20 protein-coding genes and 1 tRNA gene are annotated in these 24,992 nt (G+C 43.1%); 12 read left to right on the plus strand and 9 right to left on the minus strand.

Annotated elements, in window-relative coordinates:
- Positions 1-14: 14 nt before the first annotated feature.
- Genes AC3WJC_RS06510 through AC3WJC_RS06525 form a run of 4 tightly spaced genes read left to right on the plus strand, consistent with a single transcriptional unit; the run spans position 15 to position 6,882 of the window.
- Positions 15-1,562 (plus strand): type I restriction-modification system subunit M, encoded by a 1,548-nt coding sequence (locus AC3WJC_RS06510; protein WP_492398263.1) that lies wholly within the window; start codon positions 15-17, stop codon positions 1,560-1,562.
- Positions 1,555-2,772 carry a restriction endonuclease subunit S gene (locus AC3WJC_RS06515; RefSeq protein WP_492398264.1) on the plus strand — a complete coding sequence of 406 codons (1,218 nt, stop codon included), beginning with the start codon at positions 1,555-1,557 and terminating at the stop codon, positions 2,770-2,772. The genes AC3WJC_RS06510 and AC3WJC_RS06515 overlap by 8 nt, the downstream gene beginning before the upstream one ends.
- On the plus strand, positions 2,753-3,724 hold the full coding sequence (locus AC3WJC_RS06520) for a restriction endonuclease (RefSeq protein ID WP_492398265.1): 972 nt from the start codon (positions 2,753-2,755) through the stop codon (positions 3,722-3,724). The genes AC3WJC_RS06515 and AC3WJC_RS06520 overlap by 20 nt, the downstream gene beginning before the upstream one ends.
- Entirely contained in the window at positions 3,721-6,882 is a 3,162-nt protein-coding gene (locus AC3WJC_RS06525) for a type I restriction endonuclease subunit R (protein WP_492398266.1), read from the plus strand. The genes AC3WJC_RS06520 and AC3WJC_RS06525 overlap by 4 nt, the downstream gene beginning before the upstream one ends.
- 949 nt (positions 6,883-7,831) lie before the next feature.
- Here the strand turns inward: AC3WJC_RS06525 and AC3WJC_RS06530 are convergent.
- From AC3WJC_RS06530 to AC3WJC_RS06540, 3 genes are all read right to left on the minus strand, one after another.
- A tRNA-Lys gene (locus AC3WJC_RS06530) sits at positions 7,832-7,904 on the minus strand.
- A 70-nt stretch (positions 7,905-7,974) separates the two neighbouring features.
- A complete protein-coding gene (locus AC3WJC_RS06535; RefSeq protein WP_492398267.1) occupies positions 7,975-9,366 on the minus strand; it encodes a M16 family metallopeptidase in 1,392 nt (463 codons plus the stop codon).
- A 4-nt stretch (positions 9,367-9,370) separates the two neighbouring features.
- The gene (locus tag AC3WJC_RS06540; protein WP_492398268.1) at positions 9,371-10,681 is read right to left on the minus strand and encodes a M16 family metallopeptidase; all 1,311 of its coding nucleotides are present in this window, start codon (positions 10,679-10,681) and stop codon (positions 9,371-9,373) included.
- Positions 10,682-10,895: 214 nt separating this feature from the next.
- Between AC3WJC_RS06540 and AC3WJC_RS06545 the strand changes: the two genes are divergently transcribed.
- The 4 genes from AC3WJC_RS06545 to AC3WJC_RS06560 all read left to right on the plus strand — a co-directional run bounded on the left by AC3WJC_RS06545 (position 10,896) and on the right by AC3WJC_RS06560 (position 17,481).
- Positions 10,896-11,495 (plus strand): TetR/AcrR family transcriptional regulator, encoded by a 600-nt coding sequence (locus AC3WJC_RS06545; protein WP_492398269.1) that lies wholly within the window; start codon positions 10,896-10,898, stop codon positions 11,493-11,495.
- Positions 11,496-11,611: 116 nt separating this feature from the next.
- Complete coding sequence (locus tag AC3WJC_RS06550) at positions 11,612-12,793, plus strand: efflux RND transporter periplasmic adaptor subunit (RefSeq protein WP_492398270.1); 1,182 nt, start codon at positions 11,612-11,614, stop codon at positions 12,791-12,793.
- Positions 12,794-12,833: 40 nt separating this feature from the next.
- Positions 12,834-16,049 (plus strand): efflux RND transporter permease subunit, encoded by a 3,216-nt coding sequence (locus AC3WJC_RS06555; protein ID WP_492398271.1) that lies wholly within the window; start codon positions 12,834-12,836, stop codon positions 16,047-16,049.
- A 16-nt stretch (positions 16,050-16,065) separates the two neighbouring features.
- Positions 16,066-17,481: an efflux transporter outer membrane subunit gene (locus AC3WJC_RS06560; protein ID WP_492398272.1), complete on the plus strand. Its 1,416-nt coding sequence runs from the start codon at positions 16,066-16,068 to the stop codon at positions 17,479-17,481.
- Between the two features lie 128 nt (positions 17,482-17,609).
- Here the strand turns inward: AC3WJC_RS06560 and AC3WJC_RS06565 are convergent, their stop codons facing one another.
- Together AC3WJC_RS06565 and AC3WJC_RS06570 are read right to left on the minus strand one after the other, a co-directional pair.
- Positions 17,610-17,933, minus strand: coding sequence for a nuclear transport factor 2 family protein (locus AC3WJC_RS06565; protein ID WP_492398273.1), 324 nt, complete (start codon positions 17,931-17,933; stop codon positions 17,610-17,612).
- A gap of 24 nt (positions 17,934-17,957) precedes the next feature.
- A complete protein-coding gene (locus AC3WJC_RS06570; protein WP_492398274.1) occupies positions 17,958-18,752 on the minus strand; it encodes an SDR family oxidoreductase in 795 nt (264 codons plus the stop codon).
- Positions 18,753-18,875: 123 nt separating this feature from the next.
- Here AC3WJC_RS06570 and AC3WJC_RS06575 point away from each other — a divergent pair, with 123 nt between their 5' ends.
- Complete coding sequence (locus AC3WJC_RS06575; RefSeq protein ID WP_492398275.1) at positions 18,876-19,268, plus strand: winged helix-turn-helix transcriptional regulator; 393 nt, start codon at positions 18,876-18,878, stop codon at positions 19,266-19,268.
- 164 nt (positions 19,269-19,432) lie between these two features.
- Here AC3WJC_RS06575 and AC3WJC_RS06580 read toward each other — a convergent pair whose 3' ends face one another.
- The 4 genes from AC3WJC_RS06580 to AC3WJC_RS06595 form a co-directional block, all read right to left on the minus strand.
- The gene (locus tag AC3WJC_RS06580) at positions 19,433-19,966 is read right to left on the minus strand and encodes a YceI family protein (RefSeq protein ID WP_492398276.1); all 534 of its coding nucleotides are present in this window, start codon (positions 19,964-19,966) and stop codon (positions 19,433-19,435) included.
- Between the two features lie 203 nt (positions 19,967-20,169).
- Positions 20,170-21,363 carry an ADP-forming succinate--CoA ligase subunit beta gene (gene sucC / locus AC3WJC_RS06585; RefSeq protein ID WP_492398277.1) on the minus strand — a complete coding sequence of 398 codons (1,194 nt, stop codon included), beginning with the start codon at positions 21,361-21,363 and terminating at the stop codon, positions 20,170-20,172.
- A gap of 62 nt (positions 21,364-21,425) precedes the next feature.
- Complete coding sequence (locus tag AC3WJC_RS06590; RefSeq protein WP_492398278.1) at positions 21,426-22,568, minus strand: HTTM domain-containing protein; 1,143 nt, start codon at positions 22,566-22,568, stop codon at positions 21,426-21,428.
- Positions 22,540-23,061, minus strand: coding sequence for a hypothetical protein (locus AC3WJC_RS06595; RefSeq protein ID WP_492398279.1), 522 nt, complete (start codon positions 23,059-23,061; stop codon positions 22,540-22,542). Before AC3WJC_RS06595 ends, AC3WJC_RS06590 begins: the two co-directional genes overlap by 29 nt.
- Before the next feature lie 336 nt (positions 23,062-23,397).
- Here AC3WJC_RS06595 and AC3WJC_RS06600 point away from each other — a divergent pair, with 336 nt between their 5' ends.
- The 3 genes from AC3WJC_RS06600 to AC3WJC_RS06610 are packed head-to-tail and all read left to right on the plus strand — an operon-like array spanning position 23,398 to position 24,958.
- Positions 23,398-24,048 (plus strand): ABC transporter ATP-binding protein, encoded by a 651-nt coding sequence (locus AC3WJC_RS06600; protein ID WP_492398280.1) that lies wholly within the window; start codon positions 23,398-23,400, stop codon positions 24,046-24,048.
- Positions 24,049-24,054: 6 nt separating this feature from the next.
- On the plus strand, positions 24,055-24,360 hold the full coding sequence (locus AC3WJC_RS06605) for a hypothetical protein (RefSeq protein WP_492398281.1): 306 nt from the start codon (positions 24,055-24,057) through the stop codon (positions 24,358-24,360).
- A complete protein-coding gene (locus AC3WJC_RS06610; RefSeq protein WP_492398282.1) occupies positions 24,350-24,958 on the plus strand; it encodes an HAD family hydrolase in 609 nt (202 codons plus the stop codon). Before AC3WJC_RS06605 ends, AC3WJC_RS06610 begins: the two co-directional genes overlap by 11 nt.
- The last annotated feature ends 34 nt before the right edge of the window (positions 24,959-24,992 follow it).

Here is a 24,992-nt window from a genome sequence, read left to right on the forward strand (position 1 = left end):
ACAGATACTACAGTATGGCAAAAGCTAAAACAACTAAACCTCAAGACAATAAGCCGATGGAGCAAATACTGTTCCTCACGGCTGATAAACTCCGTAAGAACATTGATGCAGCCGAATATAAGAGTTACGTTTTAGGATTGTTGTTTCTTAAATACGTTTCGGACGCATTTGACGTGCTTCATCAAAAAATTATTAACAAGGAAGGTGATTACGCGTATGATAATCCCGAAGATAAACTTGTATATAGTGCCGAATATGTTTTTTTCGTGCCGGAGAAAGCCCGATGGAATTATATTGTAACCAGAGCTAAACTGCCTACCATTGGTGAGGAAGTTGATACAGCTATGGACCTCATTGAGAAGGAGAATCCCAAAATTAGGGGCGTTCTGTTCAAGCAGTTTGCACAATCTAAACTGGATAAGGTCACACTTGGCGAGCTTATTGACCTGATTAACAATATGGATTTGGGTACTGAAGCTGCTCAACGTAAAGACCTGTTTGGGGTGGTTTATGAATACTTTCTCGGCCAGTTCGCTTTAGCGGAAGGACGTAAGGGAGGGCAATTCTATACGCCACGCTCGGTTGTGTCATTATTGATTTCGATGCTTGAACCAAAGAAAGGCAAAGTGTACGACCCTTGTTGTGGTAGTGGTGGTATGTTCGTGATGTCCGAAAAATTTGTTGAACAACATCAAGGACGTTTAGATGATATCACCATATATGGGCAAGAAAGCAATCAAACCACCTGGAAACTTTGCGTAATGAACCTTGCTATTCGTGGTATTGACCCGGAGCAAGTAAAATGGAATAGTGAGGGAAGCTTCCTAAAGGATGCACACCCTGATTTAAAGGCTGACTACATCATTGCCAATCCACCGTTTAACGTATCAGATTGGAGTGGTGAACTGCTCAGAAATGATGGACGCTGGAAATACGGAATACCACCCGCGGGCAACGCCAACTATGCATGGTTACAACATTTCCTTTATCACCTTGCTCCCAAAGGTAAGGCTGGTATAGTATTGAGTAAAGGTGCATTGACCACGAAGCAAAGTGGTGAGTATGAGATACGCAAAAGTATGATTGAGGCCGGAGTGATAGACTGTATAATCAATCTTCCAACTAAGTTGTTTCTGAATACGCAAATACCCGCCTGCTTATGGTTTCTAAACCGTGACGAAAACAGGTTACGAAAGGGAGAAGTATTGTTTATAGATGCACGTAATTTAGGGCATTTGGTTAATAGGCGGACAAGGGAATTCAGTGATGCCGACTTAAGCACGATTGCTGATACCTATCACCATTGGTTGAATAGCAGAGAGGAATATGACGATATTCCTGGATTCTGTAAATCGTCAGCGGTGTCGAATATAGCGTTAATGGATTATGTGCTTACTCCTGGCAGGTATATAGGCCTTCCAGATGAAGAAGACGATTTTAACTTTACCGAAACCATGTCCCGTCTTCAAAATGACCTAGAGCGGCAAATGGATGAAGAAATCACACTGAATGAACGAATAAAAACTAATCTTTCACGGGTTATGGAGGTGATGAATGAATAACTGGAAAGAAGTTAGGTTAGCTGATATAATGGATATTATAAGTGGTGGGACGCCGAAAACAACTAATCCTGAATATTGGAACGGAGGGATACCATGGCTGTCAGTAGTTGATTTCAATAATGTTTGTAAATACGTCTATAAAACGGAGAAGACGATATCGAAGCAAGGATTAGATAACAGTAGTACTAAGTATTTAAATGCTGGCGATATAATTATATCTGCTAGAGGGACTGTTGGTGCTCTAGCAGTACTTGATAGACCTATGACGTTGAATCAGTCCTGTTATGGGTTAAGAGGTAAAGTAGGCGTAGTGTATAACGATTTTCTATATTATCTATTAAAACACTCGCTCACACAAATTGAGAGCCATACTTACGGTGCAGTGTTTGACACAATAACCAAACAAACATTCGAAAACATTTTCGTTAGAATACCCTTGTGGCCCGAACAACTTGATATTGCAGAAGTTCTTAGTAGCTTAGATGACAAAATAAACCTACTAAATCGTAACAATAGAACGTTGGAGGCTTTAGCAGAAACTCTGTTTAGACAGTGGTTTTTGAAAGAAGCTGATAATAATTGGGAGGATACAAAGTTGGGTCGGCATATCAATTCAGTATCTGGCTACTCTTACAGAAGTGTTGACTTGCAGCCATCGGGAAATGCATTGGTTACCTTAAAAAGCTTTGATAGAAATGGTGGTTTCAAGCAAGATGGCTTTAAAGAATATATAGGTAAATACAAAGATGATCAGGTTGTCGTTAATGGCGACCTAGTAGTGGCTCATACTGACTTAACGCAAGAGGCTGAAGTGTTAGGTAATCCGGCGATAGTTATAAGTACAAATAAGTATGAAAAGCTGATTATAAGCACCGACTTGGTTAAAGTAGTACCAATATCATACTTGAGCAAGCCGTATTTATATTTCATGATGAAGAGTGACGACTTCAAGCACTATTGTCTTGGAGCATCGAACGGAACCACGGTCTTGCATTTGTCCAAAGCAGCGTTACCTAACTATGAATTTAAGCTGCCACCAGAGAGCCTAGTTAAGAAATTTACAAATGCAGTTGAGCCTATGTTCGATAAGCTTACTCAAAATCAAATTCAAATAGCCAAACTCGAGCAACTTCGCGATAGCCTATTACCTAAGTTAATGAGTGGAGCACTAACAATTAAAGCCCTTGAAGATGAACTTGTATGTAGTTAGAGCAGACTTTGGTACCTACACACAGCATTTTCTAAAGGGTGGCTATGTAGCTATTGGATGGCTGCCTAAAAACGATTTAAGCGGAATCTCTTCAAGGGATGAACTATATCCATTATATAAGGCTGAATATCCCAATGACACAAGTAATGTTGTAATTGGCCAGCAAGTAGGGCAAATCGCACGATTTCTATTGGAGATACAAACTGGCGACTACGTTATTACGCCAGCTGCGGATACTGATTATGTTTACTACGGCACTATGGATGCGGTGCCGTCTTATTTTCATGCCACGAGTGACGATGGGTGTCCTTACCTGCATCGGAGAAGAGTAACTTGGAATAATAAACCCGTTCTAAGGAGCTTGTTCAGTGTTCCGTTCCAAAACTTAATTCGGGCTACATTGACTGTTTTCCAAGTTTCTCACCTGAATAACTTCCTAGAAAGTATAGGTAAGGTTGATCTCATACCCAAAACCGAGTTAAATAGTGAGTATGATTACTACACATCGGTTCTCAACAAGATACTACTATTGCACGACAAGGAATTCGAGATCTTGATAACTCACTTGCTCACTGCCCTAGGCTTTGAAGGTTCTGAGCATCAAGGCAAAGTTGGCGACGGAGGTGTAGATGCAACCGGAGAACTAAATGTTTATGGCTTGGCAAAAGTTAAAGTGTTTGTTCAGGCTAAGCGTTATAAGCTCGGTACTAAGATATCTGCCAATACCGTAAAAGCACTGCGAATGAGTATACCTAATAACGGTCAAGGCGCATTCATTGCAACTTGCGATTATCAAAAAGCAGCAGAGGAAATTGCTGTTGAGCCCGGATTCCCACGGATAGGATTGATAAACGGCAAGCAATTAGTCGATATCCTCGTGGAGCGTTGGGAAGATATACCCGTCGAATTTAAAGAAAAACTTAACCTTAAATTGGGGCTGGTGGTATCATGACACGAATAAATGAAAATGACATAGAGCTATGGGTAATTGGGGTATTACAAACCAAAGGCTTTACCTATATCCACCCGCATCAGCTTGACCCGGATGTCGACACGTCACTCCGTGCGGGTTTTGCCGATGTTGTCATTGAGACTTATTTGCAACATGCGTTAGCTCAGATAAACCCAACCATACCTGTCAGCACGCTTCAACAAGCCGTTAAAGAGGTGCTACGAACACCCGGGCATGGCGATTTGATGGAGGGCAATCAATACTTTCATACTTTGCTTGTTGAGGGAGTAGATGTAACCTATACCGAAAAGGGCGAGGAAAGAACTATTAAAGCGAAGCTGGTTGATGATGTAAACCCAGGTAATAACCTATGGCACGTTACGCATCAGGTAACTATAATTGAGAACGGACAGCACAAGCGGCCCGATGTAATTCTATACCTGAATGGTTTGCCTATCGTTGTACTGGAGCTAAAGAATGCTACAGATCACAATGCAACGGTTGAAAAAGCTTACCACCAGCTTCAAACCTATCACCGTAGTATTCCAACCCTGTTTAACTACAATTACCTTGAGGTAATATCTGACGGCTTAGAAGCAAAACTCGGAACCATAACGAGTGATATATCGCGCTTTATGTCGTGGAAGACAGCAGATGGCAAAACGGTAGCATCAAACAAAACGAGTGAGCTGGCCGTATTAATGGATGGGTTGCTGAATACCGAAGTGTTGACTGACCTTATACTGAACTTCATTGTATTCGAGAAGACTAAGGTGGAAGACTTGGCTACTAAAACCGTACGTATAGAAACAGTTAAAAAGGTAGCTGCCTATCATCAATATTACGCAGTTAAGAAAGCAATTGTATCAGCGCAGGAAGCAAGCACAGATGGGGGTAATCGCAAAGGCGGGGTAATATGGCATACGCAAGGTTCGGGTAAATCCCTGTCGATGGTATTCTTTACCGGATTACTAGTTAAAGCTTTAAACAACCCTACGGTAATTATCATTACCGACAGGAACGATTTAGACGAGCAGCTATTTGACACATTCGCTAACTGCTCACAGCTTTTAAGGCAGGTGCCCGTACAGATTGATAGCAGATCGTCCTTAATAAAAGAGTTGAAGAACCGTCAATCCGGTGGTGTGTTCTTTACCACTATTCAAAAGTTCCTGCCCGAAGATACCTCTGCGCAATTTGTGCAACTCTCTGAAAGACGAAATATCATTGTTATTGCTGACGAGGCCCACCGCACCCAATACGGCTTTGAAGCAAAGGTGAGGTATATTAAAGATGAAACAGGTAAAGAAGTAGGCAGCGAAACAACCTATGGATTTGCCAAGCACATGCACGATGCCTTACCCGGTGCAACTTTTATAGGTTTCACAGGTACACCAGTCGAAAGCAACGATAAGAATACGCAGGCGGTGTTTGGTGAGTACGTGGATATATATGATATAGAGCGTGCTGTAAAAGATGGGGCAACCGTTCCTATTTACTATGAAAACAGGTTTGCAAAACTGAAACTTGACAAGGTATTTACTGAAGACCTTGAGCATAACCTGAGCATGGTTGCGGAAGGCCTCTCTGAATATACCATCAATAAGGCCATAGAACGTTCAACTCGTCAAGAAGCTATTATCGGTCACCCGGAGCGCTTAAAGCTAATTGCGAAAGACATTTTAACGCATTTTGAAAACAGATATGAGATATTTACCGGGAAGGCGTTAATAGTAGCCATGAACCGGAACATTGCGGTATCGTTGTACAATGATATTGTCGCGCTTAAACCCGAGTGGCATGATACCCGCGATGAGTATGGCGGCATTAAGGTGATTATGACGGGTAGTTCTTCCGATGAGGCACATTTACAAGACCATATCAGAACTAAGGCTAAAAGAAGTTTGATTGCAGCCAGGTTGAAGGAAAAACGAGATCCGCTACAGATGGTGATAGTAGTTGATATGTGGTTGACCGGCTTTGATGCACCAATATTGCATACGCTATATCTGGATAAAGATATGAGTGGTCACAACCTGATGCAGGCTATCGCTCGTGTAAACAGGGTATTCAACGACAAGCCAGGCGGCTTAATAGTTGACTACGTACCCGTTACAGGCAACTTAAAAGCTGCGTTAAAAACCTATACTGAGAATAACGGTAATGGAGCGATTACCCTTGACATTGCAGAAGCGGTAAACTTGATGCTTACCAAACTTGAGGTTGTAGAGCAGATGTTTCACAACTTCGATTACGAGTCATACTTTACAGCCAGTACAGGTGTAAAAATGAATATCATCCTTGAAGCTGAGGATCATATTTTAAGCTTGGATAACGGCAAGGAACGGTATATTAAAGAAGTGACAGCTTTAGCCCAAGCATATGCACTTGCTAAGTCTGAACCCGAAGCAAAAGTAGCTACGGAGGCAGTGGCGTTCTTTCAAGCTGTTAAAGCAAGATTATCGAAGTTCGATATCACCGTAACTGGTCAAAGACGCAAGGAGTTTGAAAACACCATAAAGTCGATGGTTGACACCGCCATTGCGACTGATGGAATCGTTAATCTTTTAGATCAAGCGGGATTAGATAAACCGGAGGTCTCCATATTTAGTGAGGACTTCATGAACGAGATACGGAACATGAAGCAGAAGAATGTTGCCATTGAGTTGTTAAAGAAGCTATTATCGGATCAAATTAAGATACGGTTCAAGAAGAATGTTGTCATCAACAAGAACTTAACAGAAAAGCTCATGGCCGCTATCAACAAGTACAACAACAAATCCATAACTGCTTTGGAAATGATGGAGTTGTTACTTGAGCTTTCGCGGGATGTAAACCATGAAACTGCACTTGGCAAGTCGTTAGGTTTGAGTGAAGCAGAGAAAGCGTTTTATGATGCCCTGGCATGTAACCAATCGGCTATGGATATGTTAGGCGATGCTGCCCTGCTCGGTATCGCCAAGGAGCTGGTACAACGGGTTAGAAAAAGCACTACTACTGATTGGACAGTTCGCCAATCCGTTAAAGACCGTGTTAAGTTGGAAGTAAAACGTGTACTAAGATCACATAGGTATCCGCCAGATGATGAAATACGGGCAACTAATACTGTACTTAAACAAGCTGAAATGTTTGCTAAGGAGCTTGCCATTGCTTCTTAAATCCTACTAACTTATTAATTAGATATATTGCCTTTTAAGAACGTGGGACGAACCTGAACCCTAAAGACGTTGTTAGGAAGTATAACCCTTAGTGCAACATTCATAAAATCACTTGTCTATTAGGATAAATAGCAAATGTTGCACTTCTTAGTTTCTGCCTTATTTAGCATAGCGTTAAAGACTAACTTCCTATTGGTTATACAATGGCTTAACATCTGTTTTGTTCGTTGCCATCTTAAAAGCTAACATGCCGCCAATATCGGGTACAGCACATGCAGCTACTTTCACTTCTAAATCCCTTTACCGTTATGAAACTATCAAGTCCTTACTCATTCCTATGATCTATCTAGGTGAAACTTTTATAGCCTGATATCTCTACCCTAAGAAGATCGACGCTATCAAATATTCCAAAGTAAGGTGTAGGTTTCTTTGTAGGCATAGTTAACTTATAGCAAGTAAAGCTAAATATCCTTACCACATCTTTAAACTTTGGTGTTTTGATATGGGGCACTTTAACTAGCTTCTTAAAAGTTGACTATTGTAGTAGCCTTGTTAATTTAAATTTTGAAACTGCCAGCTATAGAGAAAGATTTAACAAAAGCTATGAGAGGAGATAGAGGTAAGCATTAATCATTAAGGCAAAGTTAGGGCTTCGGCTACTGAAGCGAACGAAAGACTACGGCATAAACACAACCTTACACACAGCCCTTCATTTATTCCGTTTCCTTTCTTTCTTGATTGCCTCAAACCTGAGTAATAGCGTAATAATTAACTACCTTTATATGCGCCAAGTATGCGCCAAAAACAGCTAAAAAAGGAGGTATTCAAAGCTAATTCAGACCAATGTTACAGTTTAACGAATTAACAAACAAAATCTATTAACCTGTACAACATTTTGATAGTCAATTAAATAAAAAAGCTCCCTGAAATTAATCAGAGAGCTTTCCAGTGACCCCGCTGAGGCTCGAACTCAGGACCCACAGATTAAGAGTCTGTTGCTCTACCAACTGAGCTACGGAGTCAGGTTTATCAGGATGCCGTTTTTTTCGGCACCGCAAATAAACGATTTATTTCTTAAAGTTTAAGGCAATGTTAAAATCCATCGGCCTTAATTTGCTTTTCGGTGACTTTGCCGTATTTCTCCGCAACCTTCTTTATGTCGGCCGATTTACCTACCAGCACAAATTGCAGCTTATCCTTCGGGAAGTATTTCGCTATGATCTCCTTTGAGCGGGCCAGGTCGAGCTTGTCAACATTGGCCTGAAAATCATTAATGTACGATTCGGTGAAACCATACCAAAACATCTGCGTCAGCAGGTCGGCCAATTGTCCGGATGTCTCATATTTCGGCGGGAACAGGCCCTTTACATAATTCTTTGCCGAAGTAAGCGATTTTTCATCCAGCCCTTTTTCATGCAGGCGGTTCAATACTTCAAGGGCTTTATCAATGGCCGCTTCGGTAGTTTTGGTAGCCGTAAATGTGGATATATAAAAGGTACCTGAGTTTTTCAGCGGGTTAAAGCTGCTGCGTGCGCCATAGGTCAAGCCGGAATTTACCCGCAGTTCGTCATTCAGCATAGAGGTAAAGCGTGCGCCAAACAGGGTGTTCACCACGTCGATCGCCACGTAATCCGGGTTGTCGCGCTTAATGCCCAGGCCGCCAATTAAAAAGGTGGTTTCGCGGGCATCTTCCTTGTTAACCAGTAAAACACGGGCTTCGGCAGGGGCGGTAACCGTTGCCGGTACGCTGATTTGCGCAGCACCTTTATTGTTCCATTTGCCAAAGTACCTGGTCAGCTTTTGCTTCATATCCGCAGCCTTAAAATCACCCACCACCGCTATAGCCGAACGTTGTGGGATATAATTATTATTATAGAAAGCCTTCAGGTCAGCAGCGGTAAGTTTGCCTACCGTTGCCGGGCTGCCGCTTGTGCTGTTGCTATACACATGCGCGCCGTAAATAAAGTTATCCCAATAGGCGTTTATCACCTGCCTTGGACTTTGCTTAGCCTGATCTAAACGGGCCAGTACACGCTCCTTCTCCTTATCAAACTCAGCCGCAGGAAAGGTTGGCGCAGTTAATACCTCGCTCACAATGGCCAAAACCTTATCAGTATTTTTGGCAGCGAATTTGGCACTCAGCGAAGCGTACTCTTTAGTAGCATAACTATTCAGGTCGGCACCTACAAAATCAAGTTCTTCTTCAATCTGGTTTTTGGTGAAGCTCTTAGTACCATATTGTAAACCGGCAGCGGTAAGTGATGCCAGGCCATGCTTATCACCATCATAAATAGCACCCGCGGGCAACACGGCCGATACGCTGATCAACGGTATCTCATGCTGCTCCATCAGGTAAACGGTGAGGCCGTTAGGCAGCGTAAATTTTTGATATGGCGGCACTTTAAATGCCGACTGCGCCTGGGCGGTAATTGTTGCTGCTATTAACACCAGCGCACATATAGTATGTTTAAATATCGTTCTCATGAGGTTATTTTACGGTTGATTTGGCTACGCCGATGGTACGGTTGGTTTGTTTAAGATACTTGGCTGCCACCCGTTTAATATCGGCGACTGTAACCTTGTTAAACTCGGCAGGGGCATCAAACAGCTTTTTATAATCGCCAAAAAATAACTCATAAGTACCCAGCGAATTTGCTTTACCGTTAATGGTTTCCAGTTGCTTGTAAAGCTGCACCAGTTTCTGATTTTTTACCTTTTGCAGCTCGCGGTCGGTTACACCTTGTGTAATTATTTTGTTTATCTCCTCATCAATAGCCTTTTCAACCGCTGTTTCGTTAGATGTTTTGGCAACTACGCCATATACCATAAATAAGCCCGGATCAAAACTCTCGTCAAAGCTGGATGATATGCTGGTGGCCAGTTGTTTTTTATCAACCACAGCCGAGTATAATCTGGATGAATTACCGCTTGATAAAATATCACTCAAAATGCTCAGGGCATAGTAATCGCTGTCGCGCGCGGCAGGGGTATGGTAGCCCATCAGCAGGTAAGGTACGGGCAGGTCTTTTTTAAATTCCACGCGGCGCTCGCCCATTTGCTCCGGCTCTTTCAGGTGAACCACCGGCGGCGCAGGTTGTGCCGGGATAGGAGTCATATATTTATCAGCCAGTTTTTTTACATCGGCGGTTTTAACATTGCCGCATATTACCACCACGCAGTTATTAGGGGCGTAATAGGTTTTAAAATATCTTTCCAGGTCCTCCTTGGTCCAGTTATCAATATCGGTTTGATAACCGATAACCGGCCAGTGATACGAGTGTTCGGTAAAGGCGGTTGAGTAGATAAGTTCGCTCAATTGTTCCCAAGGACTATTCTCCAAACCCGTACTTTTTTCTGACGATACCACACCGCGTTCGCTTTGTACCATTTTAGGGTCGATGGTGAGGTTGGCAATGCGGTCGCTTTCCAGGTCGAACATCGTTTCCATGGCCGATGCCGGGAACCAGTCGGTATATACCGTAACGTTTTGGGTCGTGTACGCGTTGTTGGCACCACCGTTAAACTCCATAGTGTTATCAAACTGTTTTGGGCCGAATTTTTTGGAGCCGTTAAACATCATGTGCTCAAAAAAGTGGGAGAGGCCGGTAATACCCGGGTACTCATTACGTGAGCCTACACGGTAAAACAGGTACATGTTGGCGTTAGGGATGGAGCTGTCTTCCATCACTAAAAATTTCATGCCGTTAGCCAGGGTAAAACTGTTCGCATCGGCCGGTTTGCTTTGCGCAAAAGCAAACGAACTGATGGCCATCAGCACAGCAGGTAAAAATCTTTTCATGAAGTCGGTTAAATAGATATGCAATATAATGTTTGCCACTGAATTTTGTAGATGTGTTAATAAAAACGCTTTATAATTATCGTTTCAATGCAAATTCCGCCCTTCATTTGTCACACTATTATAATAACTATATCCTGCTTATATAAACACTTGCATAATCAGGTAAAACGTTGTTACATTTGCTAACAGTGTTAGGTTGTACATTATAACAACAATGGGAATAGTAGAGCGCAGGCAGCGGCAGAAGGAAGAAGTGAAGCATGATATAATTTGTGCTGCATGGCAAATGGTTGAAAAGGACGGATGGAATGCTTTGTCTATCCGTAAAATAGCTGATGCCATTGAATACAGCGTGCCTGTTATTTATGACCATTTTGAAAACAAGGAAGCCATTTACCTTGAATTTGCAAAAAAGGGTTTTCGTAAACTCACTAAAAAGGTCATCGATGCGAAAGACGCGTATGTTGATCCGGCAGAACAGATCAAGGCTATGGCCGATGCTTACTGGGACTTTGGCATCAATAACGTACAACTCTACCAGTTAATGTTTGGCATAGGCATGCAATGTTGCGAAATAAGCAAGGCAATGCCCGAGCAGGAAAAATTCAGGGCCTTAGTAATGGAGCCGATAGAGGCACTCATCAAAAAAAGCAAACGTACTGACATTAACTCCTGTTTGAAGTACCACACATTCTGGTCAGTAATGCACGGCTTAATATCAATCAAGATCACCGGCAACTCCTCCATTGACGATGAACTTAATAAAATGGTTTTAGATGATGCCATAGCAGGCTTCACAAAAAGCATGCAATAGCATATAAAATTTTTTCAGTCTACACCTAACACTGTTAGGAAATATAACAATGTTTAAACATTTAATTAACAATACACTATAACTACGTAATCATACACGCTAAACATATAAATTACATGAAAACGCTAAGCAAATCTATCCTTTCAATAAGGCAAAATGTGCCACTGTTCGTATCTATCGCGGCCATGGTAATATATAGCAGTTGCAGTTCATCAGCACCGGGCGGAGGAGCGCCGCCACCGCAGGAATTACCGGTTTACGCGGTATCAAGCAAGCCGGTAACTACTTATAATGAGTACACCGCGTCGCTTGAAGGCAGCCGCGATATCGAGATTCGTCCGCAGGTGGATGGTTACCTTGAGGCCATCTATGTTGATGAAGGTGCCATTGTACGTAAAGGCCAGCCTCTGTTCAAAATAGATGCGCGCCCTTACCGCGAGCAGCTTAATACAGCAAATGCTATGCTTTTATCGGCACAGGCGGCTTTAGAGAATGCATCTATCAATGTATCAAAGTTAACCCCGCTGGTTGAAAATAATGTCGTATCTGATGTGCAGCTACGTTCGGCAAAAGCGGCTTACAACGCGGCCAAAGCCAATGTGGCACAAGCTAGGGCACAAGCCGAGTCAGCTAAGATCAATCTGAATTATACTAATGTTACTGCCCCGGCCGATGGTTATGTAGGCAGCATTCCGTTTAAAACTGGAAGCTTAGTGAGTAAGGCTCAGGTAGAAGCACTTACCGTACTGTCAGAAAATAAAGCCGTTCACGCTTACTTTACCATGAGTGAGGTTGACTTTATCAACTTTAAAGAACACTACAGCGGTAATACCATCGAACAAAAAATTAAACACCTGCCTGAAGTAGAATTGCTTTTGGCTGATAACACTACCTATCCGCAAAAGGGCAAGGTTGAATTAGCGAAAGGCCAGTTTGATAAAACAAACGGAACCATCAGCTTCAGGGCAACATTCGCTAATAACGATGGTTTGCTGCGTTCAGGCAATACCGGTAAAATACGCATACCAAGCGTAAGCAGCAATGCCTTGCTGGTACCGCAGGAAGCTACTTTTGAATTACAGGACAAAGTGTTTGTTTACGCCCTTACCGATAGTAATAAGGTTGTTGGCACGCCGCTAACGGTTACCGGTACTACCAGCCATTTTTACCTGGTATCAAAAGGCCTTAAAGCGGGCGACAAAATTGTTTACAAGGGTATTGACAGGCTGCGCGATGGTGTAGTGATTAAACCACAGGTTATGCCTGCTGATAGCTTACTTAAAACCGCGTCGTTATAAGCTAAACAGTTCATTATAAATACATAATACCTTATTAACTGTGTCTTCCGGCATTGGCCTGGAGGTGCTTAATACCATTATCATGCTTAAAAAGTTTATAGAAAGGCCTGTCCTTTCAACCGTGATCTCCATATTATTACTCCTGTTGGGGATCATATCGCTGTTAGGTTTGCCTATCACGCAGTTTCCGGATATCGCGCCGCCAACGGTGCAGGTTACGGCTTCTTATCCGGGTGCAAATGCCGAGGTGGTTGCCCGTTCAGTAGCTACCCCGATCGAGGAAGCCGTGAACGGTGTGGAGAACATGACTTACATGACCTCAAACTCCAGCAACGACGGTTCCATGACCCTGAACGTTTACTTTAAACAGGGTACCGATCCGGATATTGCCGCCGTTAACGTACAAAACCGGGTATCAAAGGCCTTGAGCCAGATACCGCAGGAAGCTGTACAAACCGGTGTATCAACCCAAAAGGTGCAAAACAGTATCATCATGTTTGTGGCCCTGGCCAGTAAGGATACCTCGTACAACGAAACCTTTTTACAAAATTACATCAAGATCAACCTGATACCGCAATTGCAACGTATCCCCGGTGTAGGCCAGGCGCAGCCATTTGGCACGCACGATTATTCAATGCGTATATGGTTAAAGCCAGATCGTTTAACATCCTATAACCTGTCACCGGCTGATGTAACAAACGCCATCCAGGATCAGAGTTTGGAAGCCGCTCCGGGCCGTATGGGCGAGAGCAGCAAGGAAGTATTTGAGTACGTTTTAAAATATAAAGGCAAGCTCAATAAAGTAAAGGATTACGAGAACATTGTGATCAAGGCCAATGCCGACGGTTCAACCATCCGTTTGCAGGATGTCGCCCGTGTGGAGTTCGGCTCTTATACTTATTCATCAAACAGCGTACTGAACGGCATGCCAACCTCAGGCGTGGCTATATTTCAAACAGCCGGATCAAACGCTAACGACATTCTGACTGAAGCTAAGCGTTTGTTGGATGAGTTTTCAACCACCTTGCCAAAAGGTGTAGAGCCGGTAGTAATGTACAACACCAAGGAGTTTTTGGATGCCTCGATCGAGCAGGTACAACATACACTGATTGAAGCTTTCGTGCTGGTGTTCATCGTGGTGTTTATTTTCTTGCAGGATTTCCGCTCTACCTTAATTCCGGCTATCGCTGTTCCGGTGGCTATTATCGGTACCTTCTTCTTTATGGGATTGTTTGGTTTCAGTATCAACCTGCTCACACTGTTCGCATTGGTGCTGGCTATTGGTATTGTGGTGGATGATGCCATTGTGGTGGTTGAGGCCGTACACTCCAAAATGGAACGCACAGGGCTCGATGCCAAAAGCGCTACCATTGAATCCATGAGCGAAATATCGGGCGCTATCATATCCATTACCCTGGTAATGGCGGCAGTGTTCGTTCCGGTTGGTTTTATGCAGGGCCCGGCTGGTGTATTCTATCGTCAGTTCGCGTTTACGCTGGCTATCGCCATCCTGATCTCGGCTTTGAACGCTTTAACGCTTAGTCCGGCATTGTGCGCGTTGTTCCTTAAAAATACGCATGCCGAAGGCGACGGGCATACCGCGCCAAAAGGTTTTGGAGCCCGTTTTTTTGCCGCCTTTAATACCGGCTTTAACGCCATGACCGGCAAATACATGAAATCCATACAGTTTTTAATTAAGCGTAAATGGGTGGCCGTATCAGGTTTGGCTTTGGTAGCGGCGGTTACATTTGTTATGATACAAAGAACGCCAAGCGGTTTTATTCCTACTGAGGATCAAGGCTTCTTGCTTTACGCGGTAAATACCCCTCCGGGTAACTCCTTAGATCAAACCCGTAAGGCCATGAAGGAGATCGATAACATTGTAAAAAATGACCCGATCACCAAAAACCACTACCAAGTAGAAGGTTTAAACTTTATCACCAACGCAAACGCATCGTCTTACGGTGCCGGGTTTATCCGCATGAAAGCGGAAGATGACCGTGGTGAGGTGAAAGACCTGAACCAGATAACCGCCCTGATGACCCAAAAGGTTGCCGCCCAGGTTAAAGGTGCCAGCGCGTTCTTCTTTACCTTTCCAACCGTACAGGGTTTTGGTAATGTAAACGGTTTTGAGATGATGCTGCAGGACAGGAGCAACGGTACCATGGGTAAACTCGACTCTACCACTAAAGCATTTTTAGGGGCCTTGATGCAGCGTAAGGAGATTGCTTATGCCTTTACCACTTTTGCCGCCGGTAACCCACAGTACCAGTTAGATGTTGATAATGCCAAGGCCCGCCAGTTAGGTGTACAGGTTAAGGATCTGCTGCAAACCTTGCAGGTATATTACGGCAGTAGCTTTGTGAGCGATTTTAACCGTTTTGGTAAGTACTACCGTGTTATGGTACAGGCTGATGCTACTTACCGTACCAACCCGCAATCGTTAAACAACATATTTGTTAAAAATACACAGGGCGAAATGGTGCCGGTTAACGCGTTGGTTAAGTTAAAACGTGTTTATGGGCCTGAAACAGTAACCCGTAACAACTTATTTAACGCGGTTACCATTAACGGTGTGCCTAAACCCGGCTACAGTACCGGTGACGCCATCAAAGCGGTTGAAGAAACCGCCAAGGAATCATTACCGCGTGGCTTTGGCTACGAATGGACAGGTATGACCCGTGAGGAGATCAACGCCGGCTCACAAATACTGCTCATCTTTGTGATGAGTATGATATTTGTGTACTTCCTGCTGGCCGCCCAGTACGAAAGTTATATACTGCCACTGGCGGTTATCCTGACCATTCCGCTGGGAATATTCGGTGTAATGCTGTTCATTAACCTGTTAGGTATCGATAATAACATTTATGTACAGGTGTGTTTGATCATGCTCATCGGTTTGTTAGCTAAAAACGCCATCCTGATTGTAGAGTACGCCGTGCAACGCCGTAAGGCAGGCATGGGCCTGGTTGAAGCCGCTTTAGAGGCTTCACAATTAAGGCTACGCCCGATATTAATGACTTCATTCGCGTTCATCGTGGGTCTTATTCCATTAATGAGGGCTAAAGGCGCATCTGCATTGGGTAACCATAGTATCGGCGCGGGTGCCGTAGGAGGAATGCTTACCGGTGTTATACTGGGTGTATTTGTAATCCCGGTACTGTTCGTCATCTTCCAGGCCTTGCAGGAAAAGCTTGGCGGTAAAAATAAAACCGTAGTTAAAACGCACGAAGAAGTACAACTTGAAAACGCCTGATCTATCATATATCATCATGAAAAAAAATAGTTTAATAATATATGCCGCCTTGCTGATAGCGTTAGTGCTGAACGCTTGTAAAGCAGGTAAAAACTACCAGCGGCCGCAGGTGCAGCTACCCGAAAAATTTGCCGGGGTAAGCTATGCCGATACCAGCAGCATGGCCAACATTCAGTGGAAACAGTTTTTTACCGATACCACTTTACAGGGGCTGATTGACAGGGGCATTAAATACAATTACAACCTGCAAATCGCGGTTAAGCGTATTGATATCGCGCAGCAACAGGTTAAACAATCTAAATTAACCTTACTGCCACAGCTTAACCTGCAGGTAACCGGGCAATACAACCGCCCGTCAGACAATAGCTTGAACGGCCTTAGCGCTAGCAGCTTTTTAGGCAGCAAGCATATTGAGGATTATAATGCCAGCCTGTTACTATCATGGGAACTGGATACCTGGGGCAAGATCCGCAGGCAAAATGAATCTATTGTGGCGCAATACCTGCAAACTTATGAAGCTACCAAGGCGGTACAAACCCAATTGGTTGCTGATATAGCACAGGGGTATTATAACCTGCTGATGCTTGATAAGCAGTTAACAATCGCCAAACAAAACCTAAGTCTTAGCGACAGTACGGTTAACCTAACCCGCCTGCTGAAAAATGCAGGCGAGGTTAACCTGCTGGCTGTTCAGCAGGCTGATGCGCAGCGCCAAACTACGGCATTGCTCATCCCCCAGCTCGAACAAAGCATTACCATACAGGAAAACGCGCTGCAAATTCTGACAGGCCAGTTGCCCGGAACCATAGCGCGCAACAGGGGTATTGAAGCTGCTGAACTGCCAACAACTTTAAATACAGGCTTACCTGCCGCATTACTTAGCCGCAGGCCCGACGTTCGCTCGAGCGAGATGGCTTTGGTGGCATCAAACGCGCAGGTAGGGGTGGCGCAGGCTAATATGTACCCGTCATTAACTATTACCGCACAGGGCGGCTTGCAATCTTTTAAATCAAGCAACTGGTTTAATATACCAGGTTCGTTGTTTGGTTTGGCTACAGGTACCGTGTTACAGCCTATTTTCAGAAACCGTACCTTGAAAACACAATACGAGGTCGCTAAAATTCAACGAGAGCAAGCGGTATTGCAGTTCAGGCAATCGGTATTGAATGCGGTAGGTGAGGTAAGCAACGCACTGGTGCAAAACCAAAAACTACAGCAGCAAAGGCAAATAGCTACCGGCCAGGTTGACACCCTGAACCAGGCAGTAAAAAATGCACGTTTATTGTTTAAGAGCGATATGGCTAATTACCTTGAAGTAATTACGGCGCAAACTAACGCGTTGCAGGCTCAGCTTAACCTGGCATCCATACAACGCCAGCAATTAGGTGCCGTTGTTGAACTTTACCGCTCATTGGGCGGTGGCTGGCAATAACCCAAACCTTGATACTTAGCAAAGCCGGTTTGTACTTAACTGTACAAGCCGGTTTTTTTGTTTAATAAAAAAGCCGCCTGAATTTCAGGCGGCTCATCGGTATAAGCATTGATGTGTTATAGCATAATTTATCCGGTTACTTTTAAAGAATCAATGAGGCCGTTCTTCAAGCCTAAATTAAACTGCAGGATAACAGGACTTCCGGGAAACGTACCGGATACCTTAGCAGTGAGTACTCCGGTTGAATCTGATTCTGCATAGTCAAGAGGTTGCATAGATGATCGGTATGCTTCATTCGCATGTTCGATCCAGTTGCGGATCTCTTCTTTGCCGGTGTACGTCTTGCCTTCGTCATGAACGATGGCGGATGCTGTAAAACACGCTACGTAAGAATTGCTGTCCAGGGTGTTTTGTGATTCAACAAAGCGGGCTATTAATTCAGGTAATTCCATTATGGTTTATATTTAGTTTAATTTTTAGATGGTTGGTATGGTTCCGCCGTCAATAACATATTCTGAACCGCTGAGATAGCCGGCCCGAGGCGAGGCAAGGAAGCCCACAAATTCGGCTACCTCTTCCGGCTCCGCTGGCCTTCCAAATGGTATTCCACCCAATGCAGCCATTACGCTTTGTTCAGCCTCATCAATAGTGTTGTTTGAGCTTTTGGCGATCCTTTCCAAAAAGTATTTAACATTTTCTGTCTTTATCCATCCCGGCGAAACTGTCAGCACACGCACGCCTTTAGGGGTTACCTCTTTTGATAGCCCTTTGCTGTAATTGATGAGGCCCGCCTTTGCTGCCGCGTATGGCAATGTAGCATCATATAAAGGAAGCCGCCCCTGTATAGAAGCGATGTGGATGATCACACCGTTACCCCGATCAAGCATTTGTGGCAAAAATGCCCTATCCAACCGTACCGGTGCAAATAAGTTAGTGCTGATGGTGCTTTCCCAGTGGTCATCACTTAATGCGGCAAAACCGCCGCCCGGCGTTTCTGAAACGCCAAGGTTATTGATCAAAATATCCAGCCTGCCATAGCGCTCAAAAATTTCCTTCGCGACATGATCTGCCGCGCCGCGCTGGCTCAGGTCAGCCGGAATAAAATCCAGGCTCGGATCATTTTGCCCGGGTTTGTTCCTCGCCGTGATAACCACCGTTGCGCCTGCCGCCTTTAAACGCTCGGCGATCGCTTTTCCGGCTCCCTTGGTACCACCTGTTACCAAGGCTATCTTACCGGACAATTCATTACTGTAATTGATCTGCTGTTTCATGACTATTTGTTTTGTGCAAATCTCCGTAGTACTCTGATACTATACAATTACGGGCTTACGAATCAAATAGGGATAAATTTCTCCGTATTGCTCACTCATTTAGTTCACTGTATATTTGTATTGATGTATGTAAAAAAGATTAGCCCTTCGTTAAACTGCGGACTTGACCTGGTAGGTGAGGTACTGTATGGCAAATGGAAGATCCGTATCCTGTGGTTTATTCACCAGGGCCACCTGCGGCCAAGTGAATTGCAACGAAAGATCCCGGATGTGACCAGGCGGGTACTGAATGTACAGTTGAAAGAACTGGAAGACCATGAGATGGTTTCCAAAACCATTTATCCGGTAATGCCACCTAAGGTAGAGTATGAATTGACTGAATTTGGCAAAACACTTATCCCGCTTATACAATCCATCGGCTTATGGGGGGATGAACATCAGGATCGGTTACGCAAGGTCATTTTAAAGCATAACGCAGCATTACCAAGTGAGCCGGGAGGCCTTTATTCCATATAATTTCTATCCTGAATTGTAAATAAAATAATGCCCGGCGTTGAAACTCTTATCAAGCTAAATAGCTGAACAAAAAAGCTCAAACATCTTTGGTAGATGTTTGAGCTTTATCAATATTTGTGAAACCAAAATAGTCAACCTGTTTCATGACTATTCAGTTTTGAAAATTATTTTTGTTTTGCAAACTGTACGTTAGCGATCAGTTTAATGTCTTCGCCAACAACAATTGAACCTGCTTCGGTAACACCTTCCCAGGTAAGGCCAAACTCTTTACGGTTAATTTTGCCGGTTACTTCAAAACCTGCTTTGGTATTGCCATAAAAGTCATCAGCCGAACCACCGAACTCAACATTAAGAGTTACCGGTTTAGTAATGCCTTTAATGGTCAGGTCGCCTACAGCAACATACTCGTCGTCGCTTTTTGGAGTTAAGCTGGTTGATTTAAAAGTAATGGCCGGATATTGTTCCGCATCAAAAAACTCAGGGCCTTTCAAGTGACCATCGCGTTGCTCTTGGTTGGTGTCAATTGAGGTTACATCTAATGAAAACTCTACTTTGCCGTTAGCAATATCATCGCCTTCGGTTTCTAAAGTGCCTTCAAAATTTTTGAATGAACCGGTTACCGTTGAAATTACCAGGTGTTTAACTTTAAACTGTACTTCTGAGTGGGTTGGGTCTAATACCCATTTTGTAGTTGCCATGGTTGTATGTGATTAATTTTTATTTACTAATTGATTAACAGTACAAATATACAAATAGATGTTTAAACATGTAAATATTATTTGCCTTCTGACATTTGTCCGACAATGAATGTTTAAACGTGCAACAAGACCAATTGTTGTAAGATTACAAACAAAAAAAAGGGGACAATAGTCCCCTTTAAATTATTGTTAATCAGCGGTTATTAATTCGCTAATACTTCTTTAACACGTTCCGCAGCTTCTTTAAGCAAAATAGCTGAGAATACCTGTAAACCCGAGTTATCGATCAGCTCTTTCGCTTCAGCGGCATTTGTGCCTTGCAAACGAACGATGATAGGAACCGGGATGTTGCCAATTTCATGATAAGCATCAATTACACCTTGTGCAACACGGTCGCAACGTACAATACCACCAAATATATTGATCAGGATGGCCCTAACGTTCGGGTCCTGTAATATAATGTTAAATCCGGCCTTAACAGTTTGCGCGTTGGCAGTACCGCCTACGTCCAAAAAGTTGGCAGGTTCGCCACCGGCAATTTTAATAATATCCATGGTTGCCATAGCTAAACCGGCACCATTAACCATACAACCCACGTTACCATCAAGCTTAACATAGTTAAGGTTTGATTTACTGGCTTCAACCTCAGTAGGATCTTCTTCTGATGTATCGCGCAGTGCAGCGTAATCCGGGTGACGGTATAACGCATTGTCATCAAGGTTTACCTTAGCGTCAACGGCTAATATTTTATTGTCAGATGTTTTCAAAACCGGGTTGATCTCAAACATTGACGAATCGGTAGCTATATAAGCTTTGTACAATGCCGTGATAAACTTGGTCATGTCCTTAAAGGCATCGCCTGATAGGCCAAGGTTAAAGGCAATTTTACGAGCCTGAAAACCTTGTAAACCAACTTTAGGATCAATCTCTTCTTTAAATATTTTTTCAGGTGTATGTTCAGCTACTTCTTCAATATCCATACCACCTTCGGTAGAGTACATGATGATGTTACGGCCTTTAGCACGGTCAAGCAATACGCTTACGTAAAACTCTTTAGTTTCACTTTCGCCCGGATAGTATACATCCTGTGCTACTAATACTTTGTTAACCTTTTTACCTTCGGGGCCGGTTTGCGGGGTAACTAATTGCATGCCTATAATAGCGCCTGCTTTTTCCTTAACCTCGTCAAGGTTTTTGGCCAGCTTAACGCCACCGCCTTTACCGCGGCCGCCTGCATGAATTTGTGCTTTTACCACAACCCAGTCTGAGTTGTAATCCTCTTTAAGTTTTTGTGCCGCCTCAACAGCCTGATCAACAGTGTCGGCAACAATGCCTTCCTGAACTCTTACACCAAAGCTTTTTAAGATGGCTTTACCCTGATATTCGTGAATGTTCATGTTCTAATCGTATTTGCGGTAAATCTACACTTTTTTGCCTTAAATGGTAGTTTGGAGGTTTATTAAGTTGTTTTGTGTAATTGAGGTGATAAAACGGTTTCATCATCGGGCGTAAAGTGTTTATGTGCCCTGAATACTGCAGTAATCAGTATAATACAAGTAATTAACCATAAACTTATCATCCCATATAATTGGATATCAGCATCATAAGGAAGGAATACAATGCCTATTTTTTCAAAGGTTACTATACTTATCACCCGAATAACTATAGCAAATAGTATTAAACACGTAGTCGCTATTTTAAACCATCCGGTTGATGCCGCCTTTTTAATATAATTGTATATAAGGCTATAATCAACAAACGCCAGGTATACAATGCCATTTACAATAAAGTTTATGTTAAAGAACAGTAAATTGATGAGGTGAAAGCCAGCCGCCATAAGCAACCAGGCCTGCCATGCTTTACGCGAATACAGCAACGCGGCAAATGGCAACAGCTCAAAAATTACACCCGTAATATCCATCATCTTGAATAACGAGTAAGGGGCTGTTTTAAGATAGGGCGCTAATAAGGGTTCACGCTGAAAGTTGTATAACGAATTATAGAACCACCTGGCTGACCCGGTTTTAGTCATATCAAAATTGAGCCAGTAAAGTGATTTTTCAAAAGCGGCACTAAAGTATCCGAAACTAATTATTACGGCAAGCAGCGAAATGCTTTTTACAGTCGAATCAAAGCGTGAAGGTTTATCAGGCCATAATGCCAGTTTTTGCCCCCAGCCGGAGAAAGCCATACAAGCTATCATAGCCACCAGCGATATCTCATGATCTATTTTACCGAACGAATATTGGTAGTTGAGTACCATTACGCGGGTAAAAACAAATAACAACGCCGCTACACGTGGTTTAATGCCTAATATAATGGCAACCGGGGTTAACAGTAATGTAAAATCGGCCAGGTAAAGCCAGGCCTTGTTCGGAAAGCCGTTGGCGAAAAGGGTTATAGGGCTTAGCAACGGCGGCGAAAAAAGTGCTTTTGGCAAACCGGCCATCCAAGTATAATTGATAGTAAGCACAAAAAGCAGGAACGCCCCGGTCATGATCCTGAAAACGGCTAACGAATAAACGTTCGAAACGGTTGAATGAGCTATCGCTCCCCAAAACCATTCATTAAACTTATTGATCAAGGTTGTAATACTTTTCATTTTTGAGTTCCTTTTTTACTATTTCACCGTTAGCTGTTGATATGGTATGCGTATAAGTTGCTACCCTTATTTGCGACGATTCAAAACCATTTTTAGTTAAGCGCTCTTTTAGCCAGTAACGCAACTCATTCATGTCGGCATCATTAACCTTGCCTCGCTGATAGCGTAAAAAATAGTTTACCAGGCCATACTTGCCTTTAAATAACTGTGGCTTGAGTTTTTTGAAACCCATATCTCTGCCAATTAAGTTAGTTAAGTAAGCGGCAGGGGCCGGATACATAAAGGTTTTGGGTTCAACACGCACCCACTTTCCATCCGGATGCATGGCGTACAATTGTTTGATCTCGGTTTTAACGTTTCCTTTAACTGCCTTAACTGTTTCAGATCCTGATGGGAAAAGTATGGCCGGGTAAGGTTCATAATTCTTCAGCCTTAATAAAAAAGGAACGATCAGGCAGATAAACAGTAATACAGTGAATTTTGAAGAGTACATAGTATCAAGTTTAGGTGGTAACATGCAAATATGGCTTTAAATTACAGGCCATGTACAGTTTTCACTAATTGTTTATTAATTGCACGTTTACAGGATGAATTATTTGTTTTGTGCTAAAATTTGCATCAAAGTTATACAAATAATTATAATCTTAATAATGGATGTTTGCTATTTTAGAAAATTTTGTAATGGTTCTTACTGATTCATGAAAATGAAAATAAGCTTTAGCAGTCTGATCGCTTTTCACTAATCACCAACTATCTCACTGTATAAATCAGTTTTGATTTATAATAAATGTGTTTCAAGTTTGAAAAGCAATTATATTACCTTTGGCTTATGCTCAAAGCGCAATCAGTACACAGAAAATACGGCACGCTCGAAATTTTAAAGGGTGTGGATATTGAGGTTAACACAGGGGAGATCGTAACCATTTTAGGTGCCTCCGGCGCGGGTAAAAGTACCCTGCTTAATATTTTGGGTACGCTGGACAGGCCCGACTCAGGTACCATTCAAATCAATAATATTGAGATAAGCCGTTTAAGCAATAAGCATTTAAGTGCTTTCCGTAACAGGCACATTGGTTTCATTTTTCAGTTTCACCATTTGCTGGCTGAGTTTTCGGCATTGGAGAATGTTTGTATCCCCGCATTTATTGCAGGTACATCAAAACATGATGCTGAGGCACGGGCTACGGAATTACTGGAACGCCTTGGGCTTGCCGGCCGGTTACAGCACAAACCCAGCCAGCTATCGGGCGGTGAGCAGCAGCGTGTGGCTGTTGCCAGGGCGCTGGTAAATAATCCGGCCCTTATTTTTGCTGATGAGCCATCCGGTAACCTCGACTCAACAAACGCCCGCGAATTGCATGAGCTATTTGTAAAGCTGCGTAACGAGTTTAACCAAACCTTTGTTATTGTTACGCATAATGAGGATCTGGCGGCCCTTTCAGACCGTAAGGTAATTATGAAGGACGGGCTGATACAATAATATAAAATGTCATTAACTTTAATTACCTGCGCTACTGATGCCCGGGCGCATCAGTTAAAGAAATCCCTTGGTGGTGAGGCCTTGCTGGGCGATTACCGCGAACTGCCCGCTTTTATGGTAAGCACGGGCAAAATGGTAAAGCTGCCCGGCCCTGACTCGGCAAGTTATGCCCATCAAATGCTTACCTTTTGCCTGGATAATAACGTTACCGCTGTGTTTCCGTTAGAAGATAAAGAGGCATCCCTGCTGGCTGAATCGGCCCAATTATTCAACGAATTTAGTATTATACTGCATTTGCCTGATGACGTATAGCGATATCGACCCGAAAAAGAGCGCTTATATTTTTGAGCTGGATAATGTACTTTACCCGGAAAAGGATTACCTCTTCCAGGTGTATTACCTCTTCGGAAGTATGATAGAGTATACTGAGCTTTGGGATGCTAAAGCGATGGTAAGCCTGATGACGGATACTTACAATCAGCATGGGCACGAAGCCGTATTTGACGCGCTTAAACAAAGATTCAATATTGATGAAAAGTACCGCGCCAACTTTAGCGATATGCTCATCACCTCAAAACTACCTTTAAAGCTGCTGCTGTTTCAAAAAATGCTTGAACTGTTGCAGCAGATTGTGGTTGACCGGAAAAAGATATTCATTGTTACCAACGGTAATCCGCAACAGCAATTGAATAAAATAAAGCAAATAGAGTGGAACGGGCTTGAGCCTTATTTAACCTGTTACTTTGCTGACGAAATAAGTGCTAAACCTGAGCCCGACGCGATAAACCAGTTACTGGCCGATCATCAGATCAGCAGGAGGGATGTGGTTATGATAGGCATAAGTGAAGCAGACAAGCAATGCGCCGAAGCCGCGGGTATTGACTTTGTTGATTCGAATAGTTTTTTGTAACATAATTGTTGATATAAAGTTGATATGCTTATAT

It is taken from the genome of Mucilaginibacter sp. FW306-07-L, assembly GCF_058782065.1.